The 17578-nt window shown below is 70.6% G+C and carries 16 protein-coding genes; 4 read left to right on the forward strand and 12 right to left on the reverse strand.

Features of this window, described 5'->3' with window-relative positions; genetic code table 11:
• Positions 1–50: 50 nt before the first annotated feature.
• From ACZ7KF_RS01785 to ACZ7KF_RS01805, 5 genes are all read right to left on the reverse strand, one after another.
• Positions 51–560 carry an undecaprenyl diphosphate synthase family protein gene (locus ACZ7KF_RS01785; RefSeq protein ID WP_471068318.1) on the reverse strand — a complete coding sequence of 170 codons (510 nt, stop codon included), beginning with the start codon at positions 558–560 and terminating at the stop codon, positions 51–53.
• A 391-nt stretch (positions 561–951) separates the two neighbouring features.
• On the reverse strand, positions 952–1800 hold the full coding sequence (locus ACZ7KF_RS01790; RefSeq protein WP_471068321.1) for an RNA polymerase sigma factor SigF: 849 nt from the start codon (positions 1798–1800) through the stop codon (positions 952–954).
• A gap of 127 nt (positions 1801–1927) precedes the next feature.
• Positions 1928–2860: an anti-sigma factor RsbA family regulatory protein gene (locus ACZ7KF_RS01795; protein ID WP_471068323.1), complete on the reverse strand. Its 933-nt coding sequence runs from the start codon at positions 2858–2860 to the stop codon at positions 1928–1930.
• Positions 2860–3216: an STAS domain-containing protein gene (locus ACZ7KF_RS01800; RefSeq protein ID WP_392851041.1), complete on the reverse strand. Its 357-nt coding sequence runs from the start codon at positions 3214–3216 to the stop codon at positions 2860–2862. Before ACZ7KF_RS01800 ends, ACZ7KF_RS01795 begins: the two co-directional genes overlap by 1 nt.
• A 227-nt stretch (positions 3217–3443) precedes the next feature.
• Positions 3444–3848: an ATP-binding protein gene (locus ACZ7KF_RS01805; RefSeq protein ID WP_471068325.1), complete on the reverse strand. Its 405-nt coding sequence runs from the start codon at positions 3846–3848 to the stop codon at positions 3444–3446.
• A 268-nt stretch (positions 3849–4116) separates the two neighbouring features.
• Here ACZ7KF_RS01805 and ACZ7KF_RS01810 point away from each other — a divergent pair, with 268 nt between their 5' ends.
• Positions 4117–4647 (forward strand): methanogen output domain 1-containing protein, encoded by a 531-nt coding sequence (locus ACZ7KF_RS01810; protein WP_471068328.1) that lies wholly within the window; start codon positions 4117–4119, stop codon positions 4645–4647.
• Entirely contained in the window at positions 4644–6254 is a 1611-nt protein-coding gene (locus ACZ7KF_RS01815; protein WP_471068330.1) for a SpoIIE family protein phosphatase, read from the forward strand. The genes ACZ7KF_RS01810 and ACZ7KF_RS01815 overlap by 4 nt, the downstream gene beginning before the upstream one ends.
• A 247-nt stretch (positions 6255–6501) precedes the next feature.
• On the opposite strand, the gene ACZ7KF_RS01820 is transcribed toward ACZ7KF_RS01815, so the two are convergent.
• Both ACZ7KF_RS01820 and ACZ7KF_RS01825 read right to left on the reverse strand, forming a co-directional pair.
• A complete protein-coding gene (locus tag ACZ7KF_RS01820) occupies positions 6502–7830 on the reverse strand; it encodes a class I SAM-dependent RNA methyltransferase (RefSeq protein WP_471068332.1) in 1329 nt (442 codons plus the stop codon).
• Positions 7831–8264: 434 nt separating this feature from the next.
• On the reverse strand, positions 8265–10313 hold the full coding sequence (locus tag ACZ7KF_RS01825; RefSeq protein WP_471068334.1) for an APC family permease: 2049 nt from the start codon (positions 10311–10313) through the stop codon (positions 8265–8267).
• A gap of 371 nt (positions 10314–10684) precedes the next feature.
• Between ACZ7KF_RS01825 and ACZ7KF_RS01830 the strand changes: the two genes are divergently transcribed.
• The gene (locus ACZ7KF_RS01830; protein ID WP_225827021.1) at positions 10685–11356 is read left to right on the forward strand and encodes a potassium channel family protein; all 672 of its coding nucleotides are present in this window, start codon (positions 10685–10687) and stop codon (positions 11354–11356) included.
• Positions 11356–12027, forward strand: coding sequence for a potassium channel family protein (locus ACZ7KF_RS01835; RefSeq protein ID WP_471068337.1), 672 nt, complete (start codon positions 11356–11358; stop codon positions 12025–12027). The genes ACZ7KF_RS01830 and ACZ7KF_RS01835 overlap by 1 nt, the downstream gene beginning before the upstream one ends.
• 121 nt (positions 12028–12148) lie before the next feature.
• Here ACZ7KF_RS01835 and ACZ7KF_RS01840 read toward each other — a convergent pair whose 3' ends face one another.
• The 5 genes from ACZ7KF_RS01840 to ACZ7KF_RS01860 form a co-directional block, all read right to left on the reverse strand.
• Complete coding sequence (locus ACZ7KF_RS01840; RefSeq protein ID WP_471068340.1) at positions 12149–12922, reverse strand: DUF3159 domain-containing protein; 774 nt, start codon at positions 12920–12922, stop codon at positions 12149–12151.
• Positions 12923–12925: 3 nt separating this feature from the next.
• Positions 12926–13324 carry an OB-fold nucleic acid binding domain-containing protein gene (locus tag ACZ7KF_RS01845; protein WP_208034873.1) on the reverse strand — a complete coding sequence of 133 codons (399 nt, stop codon included), beginning with the start codon at positions 13322–13324 and terminating at the stop codon, positions 12926–12928.
• A gap of 82 nt (positions 13325–13406) precedes the next feature.
• Complete coding sequence (locus tag ACZ7KF_RS01850) at positions 13407–14096, reverse strand: response regulator (RefSeq protein ID WP_471068343.1); 690 nt, start codon at positions 14094–14096, stop codon at positions 13407–13409.
• Positions 14093–16648: an ATP-binding protein gene (locus tag ACZ7KF_RS01855; protein WP_471068346.1), complete on the reverse strand. Its 2556-nt coding sequence runs from the start codon at positions 16646–16648 to the stop codon at positions 14093–14095. Before ACZ7KF_RS01855 ends, ACZ7KF_RS01850 begins: the two co-directional genes overlap by 4 nt.
• Positions 16649–16792: 144 nt before the next feature.
• Positions 16793–17485, reverse strand: a complete 693-nt coding sequence (locus tag ACZ7KF_RS01860; RefSeq protein ID WP_471068349.1) for an ABC transporter ATP-binding protein — start codon at positions 17483–17485, stop codon at positions 16793–16795.
• Positions 17486–17578 lie beyond the last annotated feature (93 nt).

The following is a 17578-nucleotide window of genomic DNA, read 5'->3' on the forward strand; positions in this document are numbered from 1 at the left end:
CCAACCGCCCCTCACGCATGCCCGGCAGAGCGCTCCCGCGTTGCATCCCGCTAGCCGAAGCCGCAGGCGAGACACGGAGCGGGCAGCTCGGCGTAGGCGGTGTGCCAGGGCAGGTAGTTGGAGGTGCGCTGTTCGCCCCCGGTACGCCACAGCAGGTCGACATCCGGCATGTCGGGGTGGGGCAGGTGGCGGGCGAAGTCCCTTTCGCTGATGTGGTCGGGGTCGAGTTGTCCGTCGTGTACGTGGCGAGCGAGCGCGGCGGTGGTGCGGGTGATCTCGTCGCGGCCGCCGTAGTTGATGCACATGGTCAGCGTCAGGCTGATGCGGCCGCGGGTGGTGCGTTGGCGGCGGAGCAGGCCGACGACGTCGGTGGGGGGCTTGCCGGTGCGGCCGTGCCAGCGCCCATGATCACGGCGACGTGGACGGGCATCTGCTCGGCCGGGATTCGCGGGGGAGGGTACCCGGCGGGGTGGGGAGGTGGTGCGCTGAACGTACCGTTTCGCCCTGCCCGCGCGGCGGGCGGAGAACTGGAAACGCGACGCCGAGGAAGTCGACGCCATCCGGCTACCGGCCCGACCTGCACGACCTGGTCGGGTCCCTGGGCGTGCTCGACGGGGCCGGGCATCCCCTCGCCGCAGGGGCACGGAGCCATCCTGAAGCCCCGCGCCTGTACTTCGCCGGATACACCAATCCCCTCACGGGTGTCCTTCGCCAGGCGCCCCGCCCCGGTAGCCGTCATCGTCGACATTGTTCCTGCGGGCGATATCCATGATCGGGAGTCTCTCAGACATAGCCGGATAGTTCTATTGCGCCCAGAATCATCTACTTTCGTCCGGCGTCTTTATCGGCCGGCTTCGGCAACCGCCCACCTCGACGGCAGCGCGGTCGCCCGGTTCTGGCCGACGTCCATCGGCCGACTTTGCGGACCTGGCGTCGCTTTCGCCGGTGGCCTCAGCGCTGGGTGAGCATGCCTTCACGCAGGCGGCCCAGGGTCCGTGACAGGAGTCGGGAGACGTGCATCTGGGACACGCCCAGGTGTTCGCCGATCTGGGCCTGGGTGAGTTCCTCCACGAACCGCATGTGGATGATCTGCCGGTCTCGCTCGTCGAGTTCGGCGAGGAGCGGGGCGAGGGTGTGGAAGTCCTCCACCAGTTCCAGCGCCTGGTCTTCGGCGCCGATGAAGTCCTGCAGAGCGCTCTCGCCGTCCTCGCTGCCGCCGATCGCGGCGTCCAGGGAGGAGGAGTTGTAGCCGTTGGCGGCAAGTCGGGCTTCCCGTACCTCGTCCTCGGGCAGGCTCATCAGCTCCGACAGTTCCTTGACCGTGGGGGTGCGGCCGAGCCGGCTGCGCAGTTCCTCGGTGGCGCGGGCGAGCTGGACGCGGGCTTCCTGCAGCCGGCGCGGCACATGTACGGCCCAGGTGGTGTCGCGGAAGAACCGCTTGATCTCGCCCACGATGTAGGGGATCGCGAAGGAGGTGAACTCCACTTCGCGCGTCAGCTCGAACCGGTCGATGGCCTTGATCAGGCCGATCATGCCGACCTGGACGATGTCCTCCATCTCCTCCGCGCCACGGCTGCGGAAACGGCCGGCCGCGTACCGGACCAGGGACATGTTCATCTCGATCAGTGTGCTGCGGGCGTAGCTGTACTCGGGCGTGCCCTCTTCCAGGACCGTGAGCTGTTCGAAGAACAGCTTGGAGAGCTGGCGAGCGTCTTGGGGCGCAACCCGGGAGGGGTCGGCGACCTCCGGCAGCTCGCTCGTTCGTGCGTCCAGTGCCGCCGGAATGCTCATGAGCGCCATGCTGTGCCCCTCCCAAAGTTCGAGCCGACCGCTACCGCCTGCAAAACCGGCCGACGGCGCAGCGCCTACCCCGTCTTCCCGCACCTATACCTGTGCTGTGTTGAGCAGCCTCGCTACGTGGTCGTGGTCAGCCGGGCAGGTAGCAGCGAATGGTGGTGCCGTCGGGGCCGGTATGGACACGGACGAGGTCGGCGAGTTGGTGGACCAGCAGGAGTCCGCGGCCGCCGGGCTGCGTGGGATTCGGCGGGCGACGGCCGGCCAGCGGATCGGTCAACTGTCCGCCGTCGTGGACCTCGCAGACGATGCGGTCGCTCTCGGCCCAGATCCGCAGTGTCCCCGAGCCGGCGCCGTGGACGACGCTGTTGGTGGTCAGCTCCGCCACCACGAGTTCCAGGTCGCCCAGGCTCACACCGGACACGCCCAGGGCCCGCGCCCGGGACACGGCGAAGTCGCGAGTCTCGGGCAGTGTCGATGCGGCGAAGGTACAGGCCGCAGCATCGAGTGGAGCGAGCAGGGGCTCGTTGTAGCGAGCAATGATCTCTTCGGGGCTGTAGGCGGTGGATTGCCTCTCACCGTCGGCGTCGATGACGACCGGGTGGGTCGCCAGGGCGTCACAGAGCGCCTGCTGCCTTAGTTGCCCAGCGTCGTAGGGACAGAGGATGGTCACCGCGCGCCCGGTGAAAGCGGCATTGATCAGCGCTTCGTGCTGGACGCACGCCGGGTACTCGTCGGCGGAACGGCCCTGCCAGATCGGCTCGCCGATGATACGGACCCGGCGGGCGCCGGGTTGGGCGTCGGCGAACTTGCGCAGCACGTTGGCGATGATGCGGCCCGGGTTGCGGCCGGCCTGGGTCATGTCGATGAAACGGACCTGTGCCGCTCGCTCACCGAGCCCCTCGCGGATCAGCTTCAAACGATCCGGCGGAGCTGCGACGGCTGCGGGCTCACCGGCGTCCAGCCCTTCCCGCAGGAAGGGAACCGTTCCCGCGACGTACTGGTCGGTCCCCTCGTAGAAGAGCGCCGGGTGCACGAACGGCTCGTGCGAGGGCACTGTGGTCATCACGCAGCCACCTCGATCACGGTAAGCCCGGGCCAGAAGAGTTCGAGGATGCGCGGCAGCTGCGCCGGAGGTCGGTGAAGTACGATCCGCTGTCCCTCGGGGAGGCGCTGGGCGGTGACCGCAAGGTCCGTCACGCCGGCCACATCCACGAAGCAGACCCGGGACAGATCCACGTGATGCACGTCCGTGCCACGCTCGACCAGTTGCTGCAGCGCCTGCTGCCAGACCGTCCGTGTGTTCATGCTGATCTCCCCGATCGCCCCCAGCCCCGAACTGTCGGGCAACGGATTGATCTGCAGTACCGCCTCACGTGGCGGCGCGGCGGAGGGCCCGCCCACGCCAGGTGCGACATCCACGCTTTTGCCCCCAGTTCCCCGGGCTCGGCCGCACGGCGGCTCGTATCGATCGCCTTGCACGATACCCGGTCAGGCACGGCGGACGCCCAGTCCGGTCACGCGAGAGAATCGGGCCGGGCCTGACCTGCGCGGGTCCCGATGACGTGAGCGGGTGGAGCTCATGCGACCGAGTACGTGTCCTCCTGTAGTGGCGCCCATGCCAACTCGGGCTTGACGGGAGGGCGAGCTCAGGGAGCGAGGCTGAGTTCCGCCCAGACCGTTTTGCCGGGATGGCGCGGGGTGACGCCCCAGCGGTGCGCGAGCCGTTCGAGGATCTGCATGCCGAAGCCGCCGGGCTCGGTGTTCTTGGTGGCACGCATGCGCGGCCAGCGGTCGCTGTCATCGCTGACCGCGATGCGCAGCAGCCGGCCGTTCCAGGTGAGCCGGATCAGGGGTGGGCCGACGCCGTGGCGGATGGCATTGGTGATCAGTTCCGAGACGAGCAGTTCGGCGGTCTGGATCATCCGGTGCCGGTGCAGCGGACCGCCGAAACCTTCCACGCAGTCGCGGACCCAGTGCCGGGCGGCCGCGATGCTCGCCGTAACAGCGGGGAAACGCGACTCGCAGGATGGGATGGTCGGTTCGCCGTTCACGAGGTTCCTCCAGCCTTGGTGACGGCCCTGCTCTGCCGCCGGCTGGCGCTGCGTACAGCCGGTCGTAGTCGTCTGTCGGGTTACCCCTGCCTGCCTGGTGAACCATCTGTGTCCGTCGGGTGACGGGCTGATCCTGTGAAGGGTTGATCGCCCCTGTCGACGGGACTGGTGGTGGCGGGCTGGAGTGCGCTGGCAGAATCATTCCCGCACACGACATGAGGCCACGCCGGTCGCGCTGCCACCGGGGCCCGAGGACGAGGGAGCCGGCATGGAACGGATTTCGGATGTGGAGATTCCGCTGGACCGTGATGTGTTCCTGCGCACTCTGGTGCGTGAGTTGGCGACGTCGCTGGAGTCGGTGATCGGTCTGGAGGAGGCGTCCGGCTACGTCAGCCTGGTGGGGCAGGCCGTCGGCACGCAGATCGACGAGATGTACCTCAAGGCACTGGGAACCGACCGGCTCACGGGTGAGCAGGTCGCCGAGGCGCTGGTGGACCTCAAGCGCCGTATCAAGGGTGACTTCCACGTCATCGAGCACGACGAGACGAAGATCGTGCTGGGCAACCGGGTGTGCCCGTTCGCGGAGAAGGTGGTGGGCCGGGAGTCGATGTGCATGATGACGTCCAACGTCTTCGGCACTGTCGCCGCCCGCAATCTGGGCTACGCGCGGGTGGAACTGGAGGAGACCATCGCGCGCGGCGACGCGGGCTGCCGGGTGGTGGTGCACCTGGTGCCGGACGTGGATGTCGAGACGGTGAGTGGCCGTGAGTACTTCGGTGACCGGGCTGTGGCCCCATGACCCTTGGCCTCTTCCGGGCCATCACCAGACCGCTGCCCCATCCGGTGCTGTTGTGCGGGGCCGACGGCCGTGTGCTGGCGGCCAATCCGGCAGCCAGCCGCTGTGACGAACGGCTGCGCCCGGGCGTCAGCGTGTTCGATCTGCGGCCGGACGACACCCCGCAGCTGCGTCGGCAGCTGGCTGTGTGGCTACGCAGCGGCAGTCCCGTGCCCGGCGCGCTGGTCCTCAAGGACGCCGACGGCCGCACGCGGCGCTTCCGCTGTCACGGGGCGCGGGCCACGTGGTGGGACGGCCCGCAGCCGGCCCTGCAACTGCATCTCGTCGAGGCCGGGGCGTCGGACCGGTTCGTCGTGCTCAGCCAGCAGGTGGAGGCACTGAACCGGGAGGTGGCCTTCCGCCGGGCCACCGAAGTGGACCGGGCGCGGCTGCTGGCCGCCGAACAGGCCGCCCGTGCCCGGTTGCAGCACCTGTACGACCTGACCGCCGCCCTGGCCGGAGCGATCACACTCGCGGAGGTCTCCCGCGCTGTCAGCGAGGTGGCGCCGGCCGCCCTGGGGGCCACCGCGGCGGAGCTCTATCTGCACTCGTCACGGTTGGTACCGCCCCTACAGCCGGAGGACAACGGCCTTGCGGTCGGCGCGGGCGGCTGGACCGACCTGGACCGGCCCTCTTCCTCGGACGGCCAGCTCACTCGTGAAGCCGCGGACGCGGTTCCCCTGGCCCTGTCCCTGGAGGCGGACGGCGTCGACCTGGGCATGCTGATCGTCTACGGCTCAAACACCTCCACCGCTCCCGAGCATGTGACAGCGGTGGCCCAGCAGATCGCCCAGGCTCTGCGCCGGGCCGGTCTGCACGAGCACGAGCACCGGGTCGCCGAACGCCTGCAGCTCAGTCTGCTGCCCCAGCTGCCACACCTGCCCGGTCTGGAGACGGCCACCTGCTACGCCCCGGGAAGTGACCTGCTCTCGGTCGGCGGCGACTGGTACGACGTCTACGACGTGGACGCCGATCACATCGGCCTGAGCATCGGCGACGTCGCCGGTCACGGACTGCACGAAGCGACCGTCATGGCACAGATCACCGCCGCCCTGCGCAACATCGTGCCGCGCTGCGGCACCGACCCCGCCGCTGTCCTGGACGAACTCAACAGCTTCCTTGGTCGCTACCATCCGAGCCGCATGGCCACCGCCTGCTACTTGGTCTTCGAGCGCCGGACACGCACCCTGACCTACGCCAGCGCCGGCCATCCGCCGCCGCTGCTCATCCGCTCCGACGGCACCAGCTCCTACCTCAACGGCGCCACCTCACCACCTCTCGGCCCTGTCCGGAACGTCTGCTACCGAAAGGCCGACACCACCGTGACCGAGACCGACACACTGCTGCTGTACACCGACGGCCTGATCGAGCGCCGTCGCGAGGACCTCGCCATAGGAATGGAACGGCTGACCGAGTTCGCCCGTACCACCAGCGGCCTGAGCATCACCGAACTGTGCGACAGGTTCCTGCACCACCAGCCCGAAGCGGCGTTCCCCGACGACCGGGCCCTGCTCACCGTCCGCTTCCCCCACCGGCCAGGCCGCCCTCCACTCAGCGACAGCAGGGCATAGGGACGCCGAGGACAGCGTGAGCCCTTGCCCCCGGCACCCGCCTGATGCTCCGTCGGAAGCAGCGTCAAATGAGCGTCGGGACGGTTTCCCTTACGTCCCCAGGGACCGAGGAGAACGCGTCCATCACCTCGCGAGACGTCCCACGAAGCCGCAGGTCAAACCCACTCCCCGGCACCAGAGCGCGTTCCACGTCGTGTATTGCGGGGAACACGTCGAGCGCGCCTGAGCAACCCGGGAAATCTGCAGGTCAGAGCCCCTTTGCAGCAGGCTCCAGAATCGCCACGCACTCCACGTGATGCGTCATCGGGAACAGATCGAACGCCCGAAGCGTCCGCACCCGGTAGCCGCCCTCGCGGAAGTACCCCAGGTCCCGGGCCAGGGCGGCGGGGTCGCAGGCGACGTAGGCGATGCGGCGGGCGCCCAGGGAGGCGAGGTGGGCGACCGTGGCGCGGCCGGCGCCTGCGCGGGGCGGGTCGAGGACGATCAGGTCGACCTCCGTGATGCCGGTGCGCGGCAGGACCGACTCGACCTTGCCCTGCTCGATGCGGACCCGGGGGAAGTCGGCCAGGTTGTGCCGCGCGTCCTCCACCGCCCGCTTGCCGGACTCGATGCCGAGGACCGCGCCCTTCTCGCCGAGGCGGTCGGCGAGCGCACCGGCGAAGAGGCCGACGCCGCAGTAGAGGTCGAGGGCCATCTCGCCCTTGCGGGGCAGCAGGCCCTGCATGACGGCCTTGACGAGGGTGTCGGCCGCCTTCGGGTGGACCTGCCAGAAGCCGCCACTGCCGACCCGGTAGGTGTGGTCGTCGGCCCGCTCACGGACGAACGCGCGGCCGTGGACGCGGTGGATGCCGCCGTCCCGCTCGTCGACGCGCATGACGGAGACGGGCTTGTCGAGCTCGACCAGCGGCAGCCGGGCGCCGGGGCGCGGCTCCAGGATCACCATGCGGTCCTGGGACCCCGTCGCGGCGATCGCCTCGACGGAGGCCATGCCGGACCAGTCCCGGTCCTCGATGCCGAGTTCGCTGACGCCCTGCGCGGCGATCATGCAGTGGTCGATCGGCTCGACCTCGTGCGAGCGGTGGCGGCGCAGGCCGGCGTTGCCGTCCGCGTCGACCGCGTACTGCACCCGCGTCCGCCACTGGGGCACCTGGCCGGCCGGCAGCTTGTCGCCCTCGGCCGGGACCACGGTGCCGTCCCAGCCCGCCTCCTCCGGGGTGAGGCCGGCGAGCCGCTTGAGCTGCTCGGCGATCACCTCGCCCTTGAGCCGGCGCTGGGCGCCCGGCTTGGCGTGCTGCCAGTCGCAGCCGCCGCAGCGGCCGGGGCCGGCGAAGGGGCAGGGGGCCTCGATGCGGTCCTTGGACGCCTCCAGGATCTCCACCGCGTCGGCGCGCAGGAAGCGGGCGCCCTCCTCGCCCTCCGTCACCCGGGCCACGACCCGCTCGCCGGGCAGCGTGTGCCGGACGAACAGCACCTGGCCCTCGGAGGTGCGGGCGATGCAGTGGCCGCCGTGGGCGACGGGGCCGATCTCGACCTCGTACTCCTCGCCCACCAGAGACTTCGTCGGTTCTGCCTGCATGGTGGGGTGACTCCAGATCGAAGAGGGGGGCTCGGGCGTGCGGGGGAAGGCTCGGGCGGAGGGGCGCGCCGCTGCGGGAACGGCCGCGTACCGGTCGGGCCGGACAACAGCCCACCAGTCTACGGCCTTCCCACCGTGCCTCGGTCCTCGGCCGACGAACGGCCCGCGATCCGCGGCGGCGCCCTGAACCCCGGCGACAGCCGGCCCGGCCCCAGCGCCCCGGGCGCGACGGCCTCCGGCGCGCAGCGATGGGCGGACGTCCCTCGCCCGCCCCGCTCCGAGGCCGGCGCACGGCCCCCGCCCCGGCGGACGCACGCCGCACCCAGGCCGGCGCGCCAGTCCTGGGCCGGGCACGAGCAACGCCCGACCCAGCTCTCGGCCGGGCGCGGCCGGCGCTCGTCTCAGCTCTCGGCCGGGCGCGGTCGGCGCTCGTCTCAGTCCTTGGCCGACGGCTCCTTCGGGCGTTCCGCCGCCGGGCCGCGCCGGACCGCGCCGGGGGCGTTCCACTCCTGCCGCTTGCGGGCCCGCAGCTTGGCCGCTTCGGAGGACTGGAGCTGGTACGGCACCGAGGTCACCATGACGCCCGGGGTGAACAGCAGGCGGCCCTTGAGGCGCAGCGCGCTCTGGTTGTGCAGCAGGTGCTCGTACCAGTGGCCGACCACGTACTCGGGGATGATCACGGAGACCGCGTCGCGCGGGGATTCCTTGCGCAGGCTCTTGACGTACTCGATCACCGGGCGGGTGACCTCGCGGTACGGCGAGTCGAGGACCTTGAGCGGGACGTCGATGCCGCGCCGCTCCCACTCGTCGCGCAGCGCCTTCGTCTCGACCGGGTCGACGTTGACGGTCAGCGCCTCCAGGGTGTCGGAGCGCATCAGCTTGGCGTAGGCCAGGGCACGGAGCGTGGGGCGGTGGATCTTGGAGATCAGGACGACCGAGTGGACGCGGGACGGGCGGACCAGGTCGTCGCTCGGGCCCTCGGGCGCGGCGATCTCCTCGGCGACCCGGTCGTAGTGCTTCCGGATCGCGGTCATCGTCGCGTAGAAGATGCACATGCCGAGCAGGGCGACCCAGGCGCCGTGCGTGAACTTGGTGACCAGGACGACGACGAGCACCAGGCCGGTGAAGAAGGCGCCGAACGCGTTGATCGCGCGGGAGCGGACCATGTGGCGCCGCTTGGCGGGGTCCTTCTCGACCGCGAGGTGGCGGTTCCAGTGCCGGACCATGCCGGTCTGGCTGAGCGTGAAGGACACGAACACGCCGACGATGTACAGCTGGATCAGGCGGGTGGAGTCCGCGCCGTAGATGAACACCAGCAGGGTCGCCGCGCCGGCGAGCAGCACGATGCCGTTGGAGAAGGCGAGCCGGTCGCCCCGGGTGTGCAGCTGGCGCGGCAGGTAGCGGTCCTGGGCGAGGATCGAGCCGAGGAGCGGGAAGCCGTTGTACGCCGTGTTCGCCGCGAGGAACAGGACCAGGGCGGTGGCGGCGGCGAGGAGGATGAACAGGAAGCTGCCCTTGCCGAACACCGCCTCGGCGACCTGCGAGATCACCGGGTTCTGGACGTAGCCGGAGCCGAGCGGGGTGCCGTTGTGCAGCAGGTCGGTGGCCGGGTGCTCGGCCATGCGGACCTTCGTCACCATCGCGAGGGCGATGATGCCGCAGAACATGGTGACGGCGAGCAGGCCCATCATCGCGAGCGTGGTCGCAGCGTTCTTGGACTTGGGTTTACGAAAGGCGGGGACGCCGTTGGAGATCGCCTCGACGCCGGTGAGGGCCGCACAGCCGGAGGAGAAGGCGCGCAGCAGCAGGAAGACGAGCGCGAAGCCCGCGAGGCCCTGGTGCTCGGCCTTGATGTGGTAGTCGGCGGTGGGGGCGTGCATGGTGTCGCCGAGGACCAGGCCCCGGAAGGCGCCCCACGCGATCATGATGAAGACGCCGCCGACGAACACGTACGTCGGGATGGCGAAGAGCTTGCCGGACTCCTTCACGCCGCGCAGGTTCATCAGCGTCAGCAGGATGATCACGGCGGTCGCGCAGAACACCTTGTGCTCGACGACGAAGGGGACCGCGGAGCCGAGGTTCTCGATGCCGGAGGCGATGGAGACGGCGACGGTGAGGACGTAGTCCACGAGCAGGGCGCTGGCGACGGTCAGGCCGGCCTTGGGACCCAGGTTGGTGGTCGCGACCTCGTAGTCGCCGCCGCCGCTCGGGTAGGCGTGCACGTTCTGCCGGTAGGAGGCGACCACCGTGAACATCAGCACGACGACCGCGACGGCGATCCAGGGGCTGAAGTGGTACGCCGACACGCCCGCGATGGACAGGACCAGCAGGACCTCCCCCGGCGCGTAGGCGACGGAGGACAGCGGGTCGGAGGCGAAGACGGGCAGTGCGATGCGCTTCGGCAGGAGCGTTTCGCCCAGCCGGTCACTGCGCAGTGCGCGCCCGATCAGGATCCGTTTGGGCACGTCGGTCAGTTTGGACACGAGAGAGGATCGTAAGCCTTCGAACTGGCACCCGCCCACCCGGCGTGCTGGATCTGCCTCACGAGTGAAATCGGGGGCGCACGGAACTGCGGAATCCGTGGTTGGAGTGCCCACCATGCCTAGATGGCAAACCCCGCCTGTCATCGCACTTCGGAGGTTCCATGCCCGCGACCGCGGTGTTGATCGGGGCGCTCGTCGCCCTGACCGGCCTCGGAATCCTGACCTTGTGCAGCGTGCGCAGCATCACTCGCAGGAGCCTTCCGCCGCCTGCGGCACAGGGGTGCCCACCGCGCGGCGCCCGTGTGTAGCTTTGGGCGTCGGTCTGAGACCCTGATGCTGAGCAGTAACTTTTGGACACCGGAAGGACGGTCGTGCACATCGTCATCATGGGCTGCGGGAGAGTGGGTTCCGCTCTTGCCCAGACCCTGGAGCAACAGGGTCACACGGTCGCCGTGATCGACCAGGACCCCACCGCCTTCCGCCGGCTGGGCCCGGGCTTCGGGGGCCGCCGGGTCACCGGCGTCGGCTTCGACCAGGACACCCTGCGCGAGGCGGGCATCGAGGAGGCCGGCGCCTTCGCCGCCGTCTCCAGCGGTGACAACTCGAACATCATCTCCGCGCGCGTGGCCCGCGAGATGTTCGGCGTGGAGAACGTCGCCGCCCGCATCTACGACCCCCGCCGGGCCGAGGTGTACCAGCGTCTCGGCATTCCCACCGTGGCGACCGTCCGCTGGACCGCGGACCAGATGCTGCGCCGCCTGCTGCCCTCCGGTGCCGAGCCCCTGTGGCGCGATCCCACCGGCGGGGTGCAGCTCGCCGAGGTGCACGCCTCGCCGAAGTGGGTCGGCCACAAGATCAGCAAGCTGCAGGAGGAGACGGGCGTCCGGGTGGCGTTCCTGACCCGTCTGGGCGAGGCGATCCTGCCGACCTCGCAGACGGTGCTGCAGGAGGGCGACCTCGTGCACGTGATGATGCGGACGGACGACGTGGAGAAGGTCGAGGCGGCGTTCGCCGGTGGCCCGGAAGAGGAGGGCGGTCACTGATGAGGGTCGCCATTGCCGGGGCCGGTGCAGTCGGCCGCTCGATCGCGGGCGAGCTGCTGGAGAACGGCCATGAGGTCCTGCTGATCGACAAGGCGCCGACCGCCATCTCGGTCGAGCGCGTCCCGCAGGCGGAGTGGCTGCTCGCCGACGCCTGCGAGATCACCTCTTTGGACGAGGCGGCGCTGCAGCGCTGCAACGTCGTGATCGCCGCGACCGGCGACGACAAGGTGAACCTGGTCGTCTCGCTGCTCGCCAAGACGGAGTACGGCGTTCCGCGCGTCGTGGCCCGGGTGAACAACCCGAAGAACGAGTGGCTGTTCACCGAGGCCTGGGGCGTCGACGTCGCCGTCTCCACCCCGCGTCTGATGTCCGCCCTGGTCGAGGAGGCGGTGAGCGTCGGCGACCTGGTCCGGCTGCTGCGCTTCAGCCACGGCGACGCCAACCTCGTCGAGCTGACCCTGCCCGAGGAGTCGGCGCTGGCCGGCACGACGGTCGGCGACGTGGAGTGGCCGCAGGACACCTCCCTGGTCACGATCATCCGGGGCAACCGCGTGCTGACCCCGTCCAAGGAGGACTCCCTGGAGCCGGGCGACGAGCTGCTGTTCGTGGCCGCGCAGGCCCGGGAGGAACAGCTGGAGGAGCTGCTGTCGGTCCGCCGCGAGGAGGCCTGACACTTCTCACGGCGGTACGACGGTGAAGGGCGCCCTCGCTGCCGAGGGCGCCCTTTTCGTCGTACCGCCGAGCACCGACCGCGGCCGTGCCCGACGGCGTCGTACCGCGGCCGGCGGTGCTCTACGCCTCGCGGCGGTGCCGGCCGCTCGTCGTCTCGCCGCTCTCCGTGGCAAGGGCGGCGGCGGCCTTGCGCTCCTCCTCGGCCTTCTCCTCCGCCTCCATCTCCGCGAAGACGTCGATGGGTGCCGGGGCCTTCGCGAGGAAGACCCAGGTCAGCCAGACGGCGAGGAGGAACGGCGGGATCTTGAGGGCGACCAGGACCCAGCCGAGCTGGGTGGTGTCCGCCCACCAGTACAGCGGGAAGAGGACGGCGCACTTGGCGAGCAGGATCAGGCCCCAGGCCCAACTGGCCTTGGCGTACGCCTTCTTCCGGCCGGGGTTGCGGGTGCGCCAGGAGAGGTTCTCCTTGAAGACCGGGCCCAGGATGAGGCCGATCAGGGGCACCCCGGCGAGGGTCGTGATGATGTACGCCAGCGCCAGGCCCAGCGTGTAGAGCATGCCGGGGAGGTAGAAGTCCTTGGCGTTGCCGGTGAACATCGCGAACACGACGCCGAAGGCCACGCCGAAGACACCGCTGAAGGCGTGCTTGACCGTGTCCTTCATGGCCAGCCGGACCACGACCAGGATCAGGGACACCGCGAGCGCCGCGATCGCGGAGAGATGCAGGTCCTTGTCGATCGTGAAGATCGTGACGAAGAGCAGGCCCGGCACGACCGTCTCGACCATGCCGCGGACCCCGCCGAACGCCTCGAACAGCGCCGCCTCGGTCACCGCACGGGCGTCGTGAGGAGGTGTCTGGTCGGTGTCTTCGGTCGGCTTGTCGAGGGACGTCACCGGCTACTCCCGTCCGAGGGGTCGCAGTTCGTATTTCGGGTTGAACAGCACCCGGCGGCCCCGGCTCATCGAGATCCGGCCCGATGCGATCAGCTTGCGCCCCGGTTCTATGCCCACGATGGAGCGCCTGCCGAGCCACACCACGTCCAGCGCCGCGGAGCCGTCGAACAGCTCGGCCTCCAGGGCGGGGACTCCGGCACGCGGACGCAGGGTGACCGTGCGCAAGGTACCAGTTACGGTGACGATCTGCCGGTCCTGACAGTCGCCGATCTTCGTGCAGCCCGCCGTCTCGGCGTCCTCGCGCAGCTCCTCCGACTCCAGGTCCTCCTGCGACGAGGAGAGCCGGTCGAGCATGCGCCGGAACCGGCCGGCCGGCTTTTCGGAACGAGGAACAGCAGTCATACGTGAAGCGTACCGGGGAGCGCCGACAGGGCTGTAAGGCCGATCACTTCTCACGGGAGCGCCTCCTCGTCGGCGGGGCACGTCACCTCTCGAACCGGTATCCCATCCCCGGCTCGGTGATGAAGTGCTTCGGGTGCGAGGGGTCCGACTCCAGTTTCCGCCGCAGCTGGGCCATGTACACCCGCAGGTAGTTGGTCTCGGTCCCGTACGACGGCCCCCACACCTCCTGCAGCAGCTGCTTCTGGCTGACCAGCCGGCCGGTGTTGCGGACCAGCACCTCCAGCAGGTGCCACTCGGTCGGGGTGAGCCGGACGTCCCGGCCGGCGCGGTTGACCTTCTTCGCGGCGAGGTCGACGGTGAAGCCCTCGGTCTCGACGGTCGTCAGGTCGTCCTCGCCGGGCCCGACCGGCTCGGCCCGGCGGACGGCGGCCCGCAGCCGGGCCAGCAGCTCGTCCATGCCGAACGGCTTGGTCACGTAGTCGTCGGCGCCCGCGTCCAGCGCCTCGACCTTCTCGTCGGAGGAGTGGCGGGCGGAGAGCACCAGGATCGGCACCCGGGTCCAGCCCCGCAGGCCCTTGATCACCTCGACGCCGTCCATGTCGGGCAGGCCCAGGTCGAGGACGATGACGTCGGGGTGGCGGGACGCCGCGAGTTCGAGTGCGGTCCGGCCGTCGGGGGCCGCGTCGACCTCGTACTTGCGTGCCTTGAGGTTGATCACGAGGGCCCGCACGATCTGCGGCTCGTCGTCGACCACGAGCACCCGGGTCGTCATAGGACCTGCCTTTCCGGTTCTGCGATGTCCGTGCCCGCGTCAGGGGCTGCCGGACGCGATCCTGCGGCGCGCAGGCTCAGCACCATGGTGAGCCCGCCGCCCGGTGTGTCCTCGGCGTTGAGGGTGCCGCCCATGGCCTCCGCGAAGCCCCGGGCGACCGCGAGGCCGAGTCCGACGCCCGCGCCGCGCGGAGCGTCACCGTACCGCTGGAAGGGTTCGAAGATCCGGTCCTTGGCCTCGTCCGGCACACCCGGCCCGCGGTCCACCACACGCACCTCCACCCGGTCCGCGATGGCGCTCGCCGAGACCAGCACGCGCCGTCCGCGCGGGCTGTACTTGACGGCGTTCTCCACCAGATTGGCCACCGACCGCTCCAGCAGTCCGGGGTCGACGGCGACCATCGGCAGGGTCTCGGGCACGTCCAGCTCGACGCTGTCCTCGGGGACGCCGCCGAGGGCCATCGGTACGACCTCGTCGACGTCGATCTCGCGGATCAGCGGCGTGACCGTACCGGTCTGGAGCCGGGACATGTCCAGGAGGTTGCCCACGAGGTGGTCGAGCCGGTCGGCGCCCTCCTCGATGCCCTTCAGCAGCTCCGCCTGGTCCTCCTCGGACCAGGCCACGTCGTCGGAGCGCAGGGACGACACGGCGGCCTTGATACCGGCCAGCGGGGTGCGCAGGTCGTGGCTGACGGCGGCCAGCAGGGCGGTGCGGATGCGGTTGCCCTCGGCGAGCGTGCGGGCCCGGTCGGCCTCCTCCTGGAGGCGCCTGCGGTCGAGCACGACGGCGGCCTGGGCGGCGAACGCGGCGAGCACCCGGCGGTCCGCGGCGGGCAGTACCCGTCCGGTGAGCGCGAGCGCCATGTGGTCGCCGACGGGCATGTCGACGTCGGCGTCCTCGGGGCGCTCCAGCGGCGGCCCGAAGCCGGCACGGCCCGCGCAGGTCCACGGCGCGACATCGCTCTCCCGCTCCAGCAGGGCGGCCGACTCCATCGCGAAGGTCTCGCGGACCCGTTCCAGCAGCTCCTCCAGGCTGGTCTCGCCGCGGAGCACGTTCCCGGCGAGGAAGGAGAGGATCTCGGACTCGGCGCGCAGCCGGGCGGCCTGATGGGTGCGCCGGGCGGCGAGGTCCACCACCGAGGCGACCGACATGCCGACCCCGAAGAAGATCGCGATGGCGACGATGTTCTTGGGGTCGGCGATGGTCAGCCGGTGCAGCGGCGGCGTGTAGAAGTAGTTCAGCAGCAGCGAGCCGAACGCCGCCGAGGCCAGCGCGGGCAGCAGGCCGCCGAGCAGGGCCGCGGCGACGGTGACGGCCAGGAACAGCAGCATGTCGTTGGCGAGGCCGAGGTCGACGGTGTTCAGCAGCACCGCGAGGATCGCGGGGCCGGCCAGACCGACCGCCCAGCCCCACAGGATCCGGGCCCGCCCCAGCCGGGCACCACGGGCCACGGGCAGCCCGCGGCCCCTGGCGACCGCCTCGTGGGTGACGATGTGGACGTCGAGGTCGGGGCCGGAGTCCCGGGCGACCGTGGCGCCGACGCCGGGCCCGAAAACGTACTGCCAGGCCTTGCGGCGTGAGGAGCCCAGCACGATCTGGGTGGCGTTCACGCCCCGGGCGAAGTCCAGCAGGGCGGCGGGTATGTCGTCGCCGACCACGTGGTGGAAGGTGCCGCCGAGGTCCTCCACCAGGGTGCGCTGGACGGCCAGCTCCTTCGGGGAGGCCGCGGTCAGCCCGTCGCTGCGGGCGATGTAGACGGCCAGGACCTCACCGCCGGCGCCCTTCTCCGCCAGGCGCGCGGCGCGGCGGATCAGGGTACGTCCCTCCGGACCGCCCGTCAGGCCCACCACGATCCGCTCACGGGAGCCCCAGATCTTCGAGACCCGGTGCTCGCTGCGGTACTCGTTCAGGTACTCGTCGACCCGGTCGGCCACCCACAGCAGCGCCAGCTCGCGCAGGGCGGTCAGGTTGCCGGGCCGGAAGTAGTTGGACAGGGCCGCGTCGACCTTGTCCGGCTGGTAGATGTTGCCGTGGGCCATGCGGCGGCGCAGGGCCTGCGGGGACATGTCGACCAGCTCTATCTGGTCCGCCCGCCGCACCACCTCGTCCGGGACCGTCTCGCGCTGGCGCACCCCGGTGATCGACTCGACCACGTCGCCGAGCGACTCCAGATGCTGGATGTTGACCGTGGAGACGACGTCGACACCGGCCGCCAGCAGTTCCTCCACGTCCTGCCAGCGCTTGGCGTTGCGGCTGCCGGGGACGTTGGTGTGGGCCAGTTCGTCCACCAGGGCGACGGCGGGCGCCCGGCGCAGCACGGCGTCCACGTCCATCTCGCCGAAGGTGGCGCCCCGGTACTCCAGCTCCCTGCGCGGCACCTGCTCCAGGCCGTGCAGCATCACCTCGGTGCGCGACCGGCCGTGATGCTCCACGAAGGCCACCACGCAGTCGGTGCCCCGCTCGATCCGGCGGTGCGCCTCGGCGAGCATCGCGTACGTCTTGCCCACGCCCGGTGCCGCGCCGAGGTAGATCCGAAGCTTGCCGCGTGCCATGGTCCTATTGTCTTCCCGTACCGATTGCCTACGCAGCGTCGACCTTACGGCCAACAATTACGGCAATCGGGACAGGGGGAGGACCGGAAGGCAACTTTGACGCAACCCTGATGAGCCGATGAGCGCCCCCGGCGGGCGGCACGTTCAGTGCGCGACGATCTCCCCGTCGCGCAGCTCCAGCACCCGGTCGGCGAGATCCAGCAGGTTCGCGTCGTGCGTGGCGACGAGGGCGGTGACCCGCTCGCTGCGCACGACGGCCCGCAGCAGCTCCATCACGGCGTGGCCGGTCTCGGCGTCGAGCTGACCGGTCGGCTCGTCGGCGACGAGCAGGGCCGGGCGGTTGGCGAGGGCCCGGGCGATGGCGACCCGCTGCTGCTGGCCGCCGGACAGCTCTCCGGGCCGCTGGGCGGCGTGCCCGGCGAGTCCCACCAGGGAGAGCAGCAGCTCGACCCGCTCCTCGCGCTCGCGCGGGTCGGCGCGGCGCAGCCGCAGCGGTACGCCCACGTTCTCGGCGGCGCTGAGGATCGGGATGAGCCCGAAGGACTGGAACACGAAGCCGACGCGGTCCCGGCGCAGCCGCAGCAGCTCGTTCTCGCCCAGCGCGGCGAGATCCCGGCCCTCGACCTCGACACAACCCCGGTCGGGCGTATCGAGCCCGCCGACGATGTTCAGCAGGGTGGTCTTGCCGGACCCGGAACGGCCCTTGAGGGCGACGAGTTCGCCCCGCGGCACCGCGAAGGACACGCCGCGCAGCGCGTGCACGGCCGCGGCACCCCGCCCGTACGACTTGTGGACGTCCTCGACCCGGACCATGGTGTCGGTGACCACCCGCGTCACAGCGCCTCCCCCGTCGACGGGACGCCAGTATCACCGCTCGGAGCGGCGCCGCGGAAGGGGCGCGGGGAACCGCGCGAGCAACGACGACGAACC

This window comes from Streptomyces sp. NPDC038200, assembly GCF_055600785.1.

What these genes read in the sequence shown, in the direction of transcription:
- ACZ7KF_RS01810 (WP_471068328.1), top strand. Translation starts at nt 4,117, where the DNA reads ATGGAACGGATTTCGGATGTGGAGATTCCGCTGGACCGTGATGTGTTC.
- ACZ7KF_RS01845 (WP_208034873.1), bottom strand. Translation starts at nt 13,324, where the DNA reads ATGACTGCTGTTCCTCGTTCCGAAAAGCCGGCCGGCCGGTTCCGGCGC.
- ACZ7KF_RS01850 (WP_471068343.1), bottom strand. Translation starts at nt 14,096, where the DNA reads ATGACGACCCGGGTGCTCGTGGTCGACGACGAGCCGCAGATCGTGCGG.
- ACZ7KF_RS01785 (WP_471068318.1), bottom strand. Translation starts at nt 560, where the DNA reads ATGGCGTCGACTTCCTCGGCGTCGCGTTTCCAGTTCTCCGCCCGCCGC.
- ACZ7KF_RS01820 (WP_471068332.1), bottom strand. Translation starts at nt 7,830, where the DNA reads ATGCAGGCAGAACCGACGAAGTCTCTGGTGGGCGAGGAGTACGAGGTC.
- ACZ7KF_RS01835 (WP_471068337.1), top strand. Translation starts at nt 11,356, where the DNA reads ATGAGGGTCGCCATTGCCGGGGCCGGTGCAGTCGGCCGCTCGATCGCG.
- ACZ7KF_RS01815 (WP_471068330.1), top strand. Translation starts at nt 4,644, where the DNA reads ATGACCCTTGGCCTCTTCCGGGCCATCACCAGACCGCTGCCCCATCCG.
- ACZ7KF_RS01795 (WP_471068323.1), bottom strand. Translation starts at nt 2,860, where the DNA reads ATGACCACAGTGCCCTCGCACGAGCCGTTCGTGCACCCGGCGCTCTTC.
- ACZ7KF_RS01790 (WP_471068321.1), bottom strand. Translation starts at nt 1,800, where the DNA reads ATGGCGCTCATGAGCATTCCGGCGGCACTGGACGCACGAACGAGCGAG.
- ACZ7KF_RS01855 (WP_471068346.1), bottom strand. Translation starts at nt 16,648, where the DNA reads ATGGCACGCGGCAAGCTTCGGATCTACCTCGGCGCGGCACCGGGCGTG.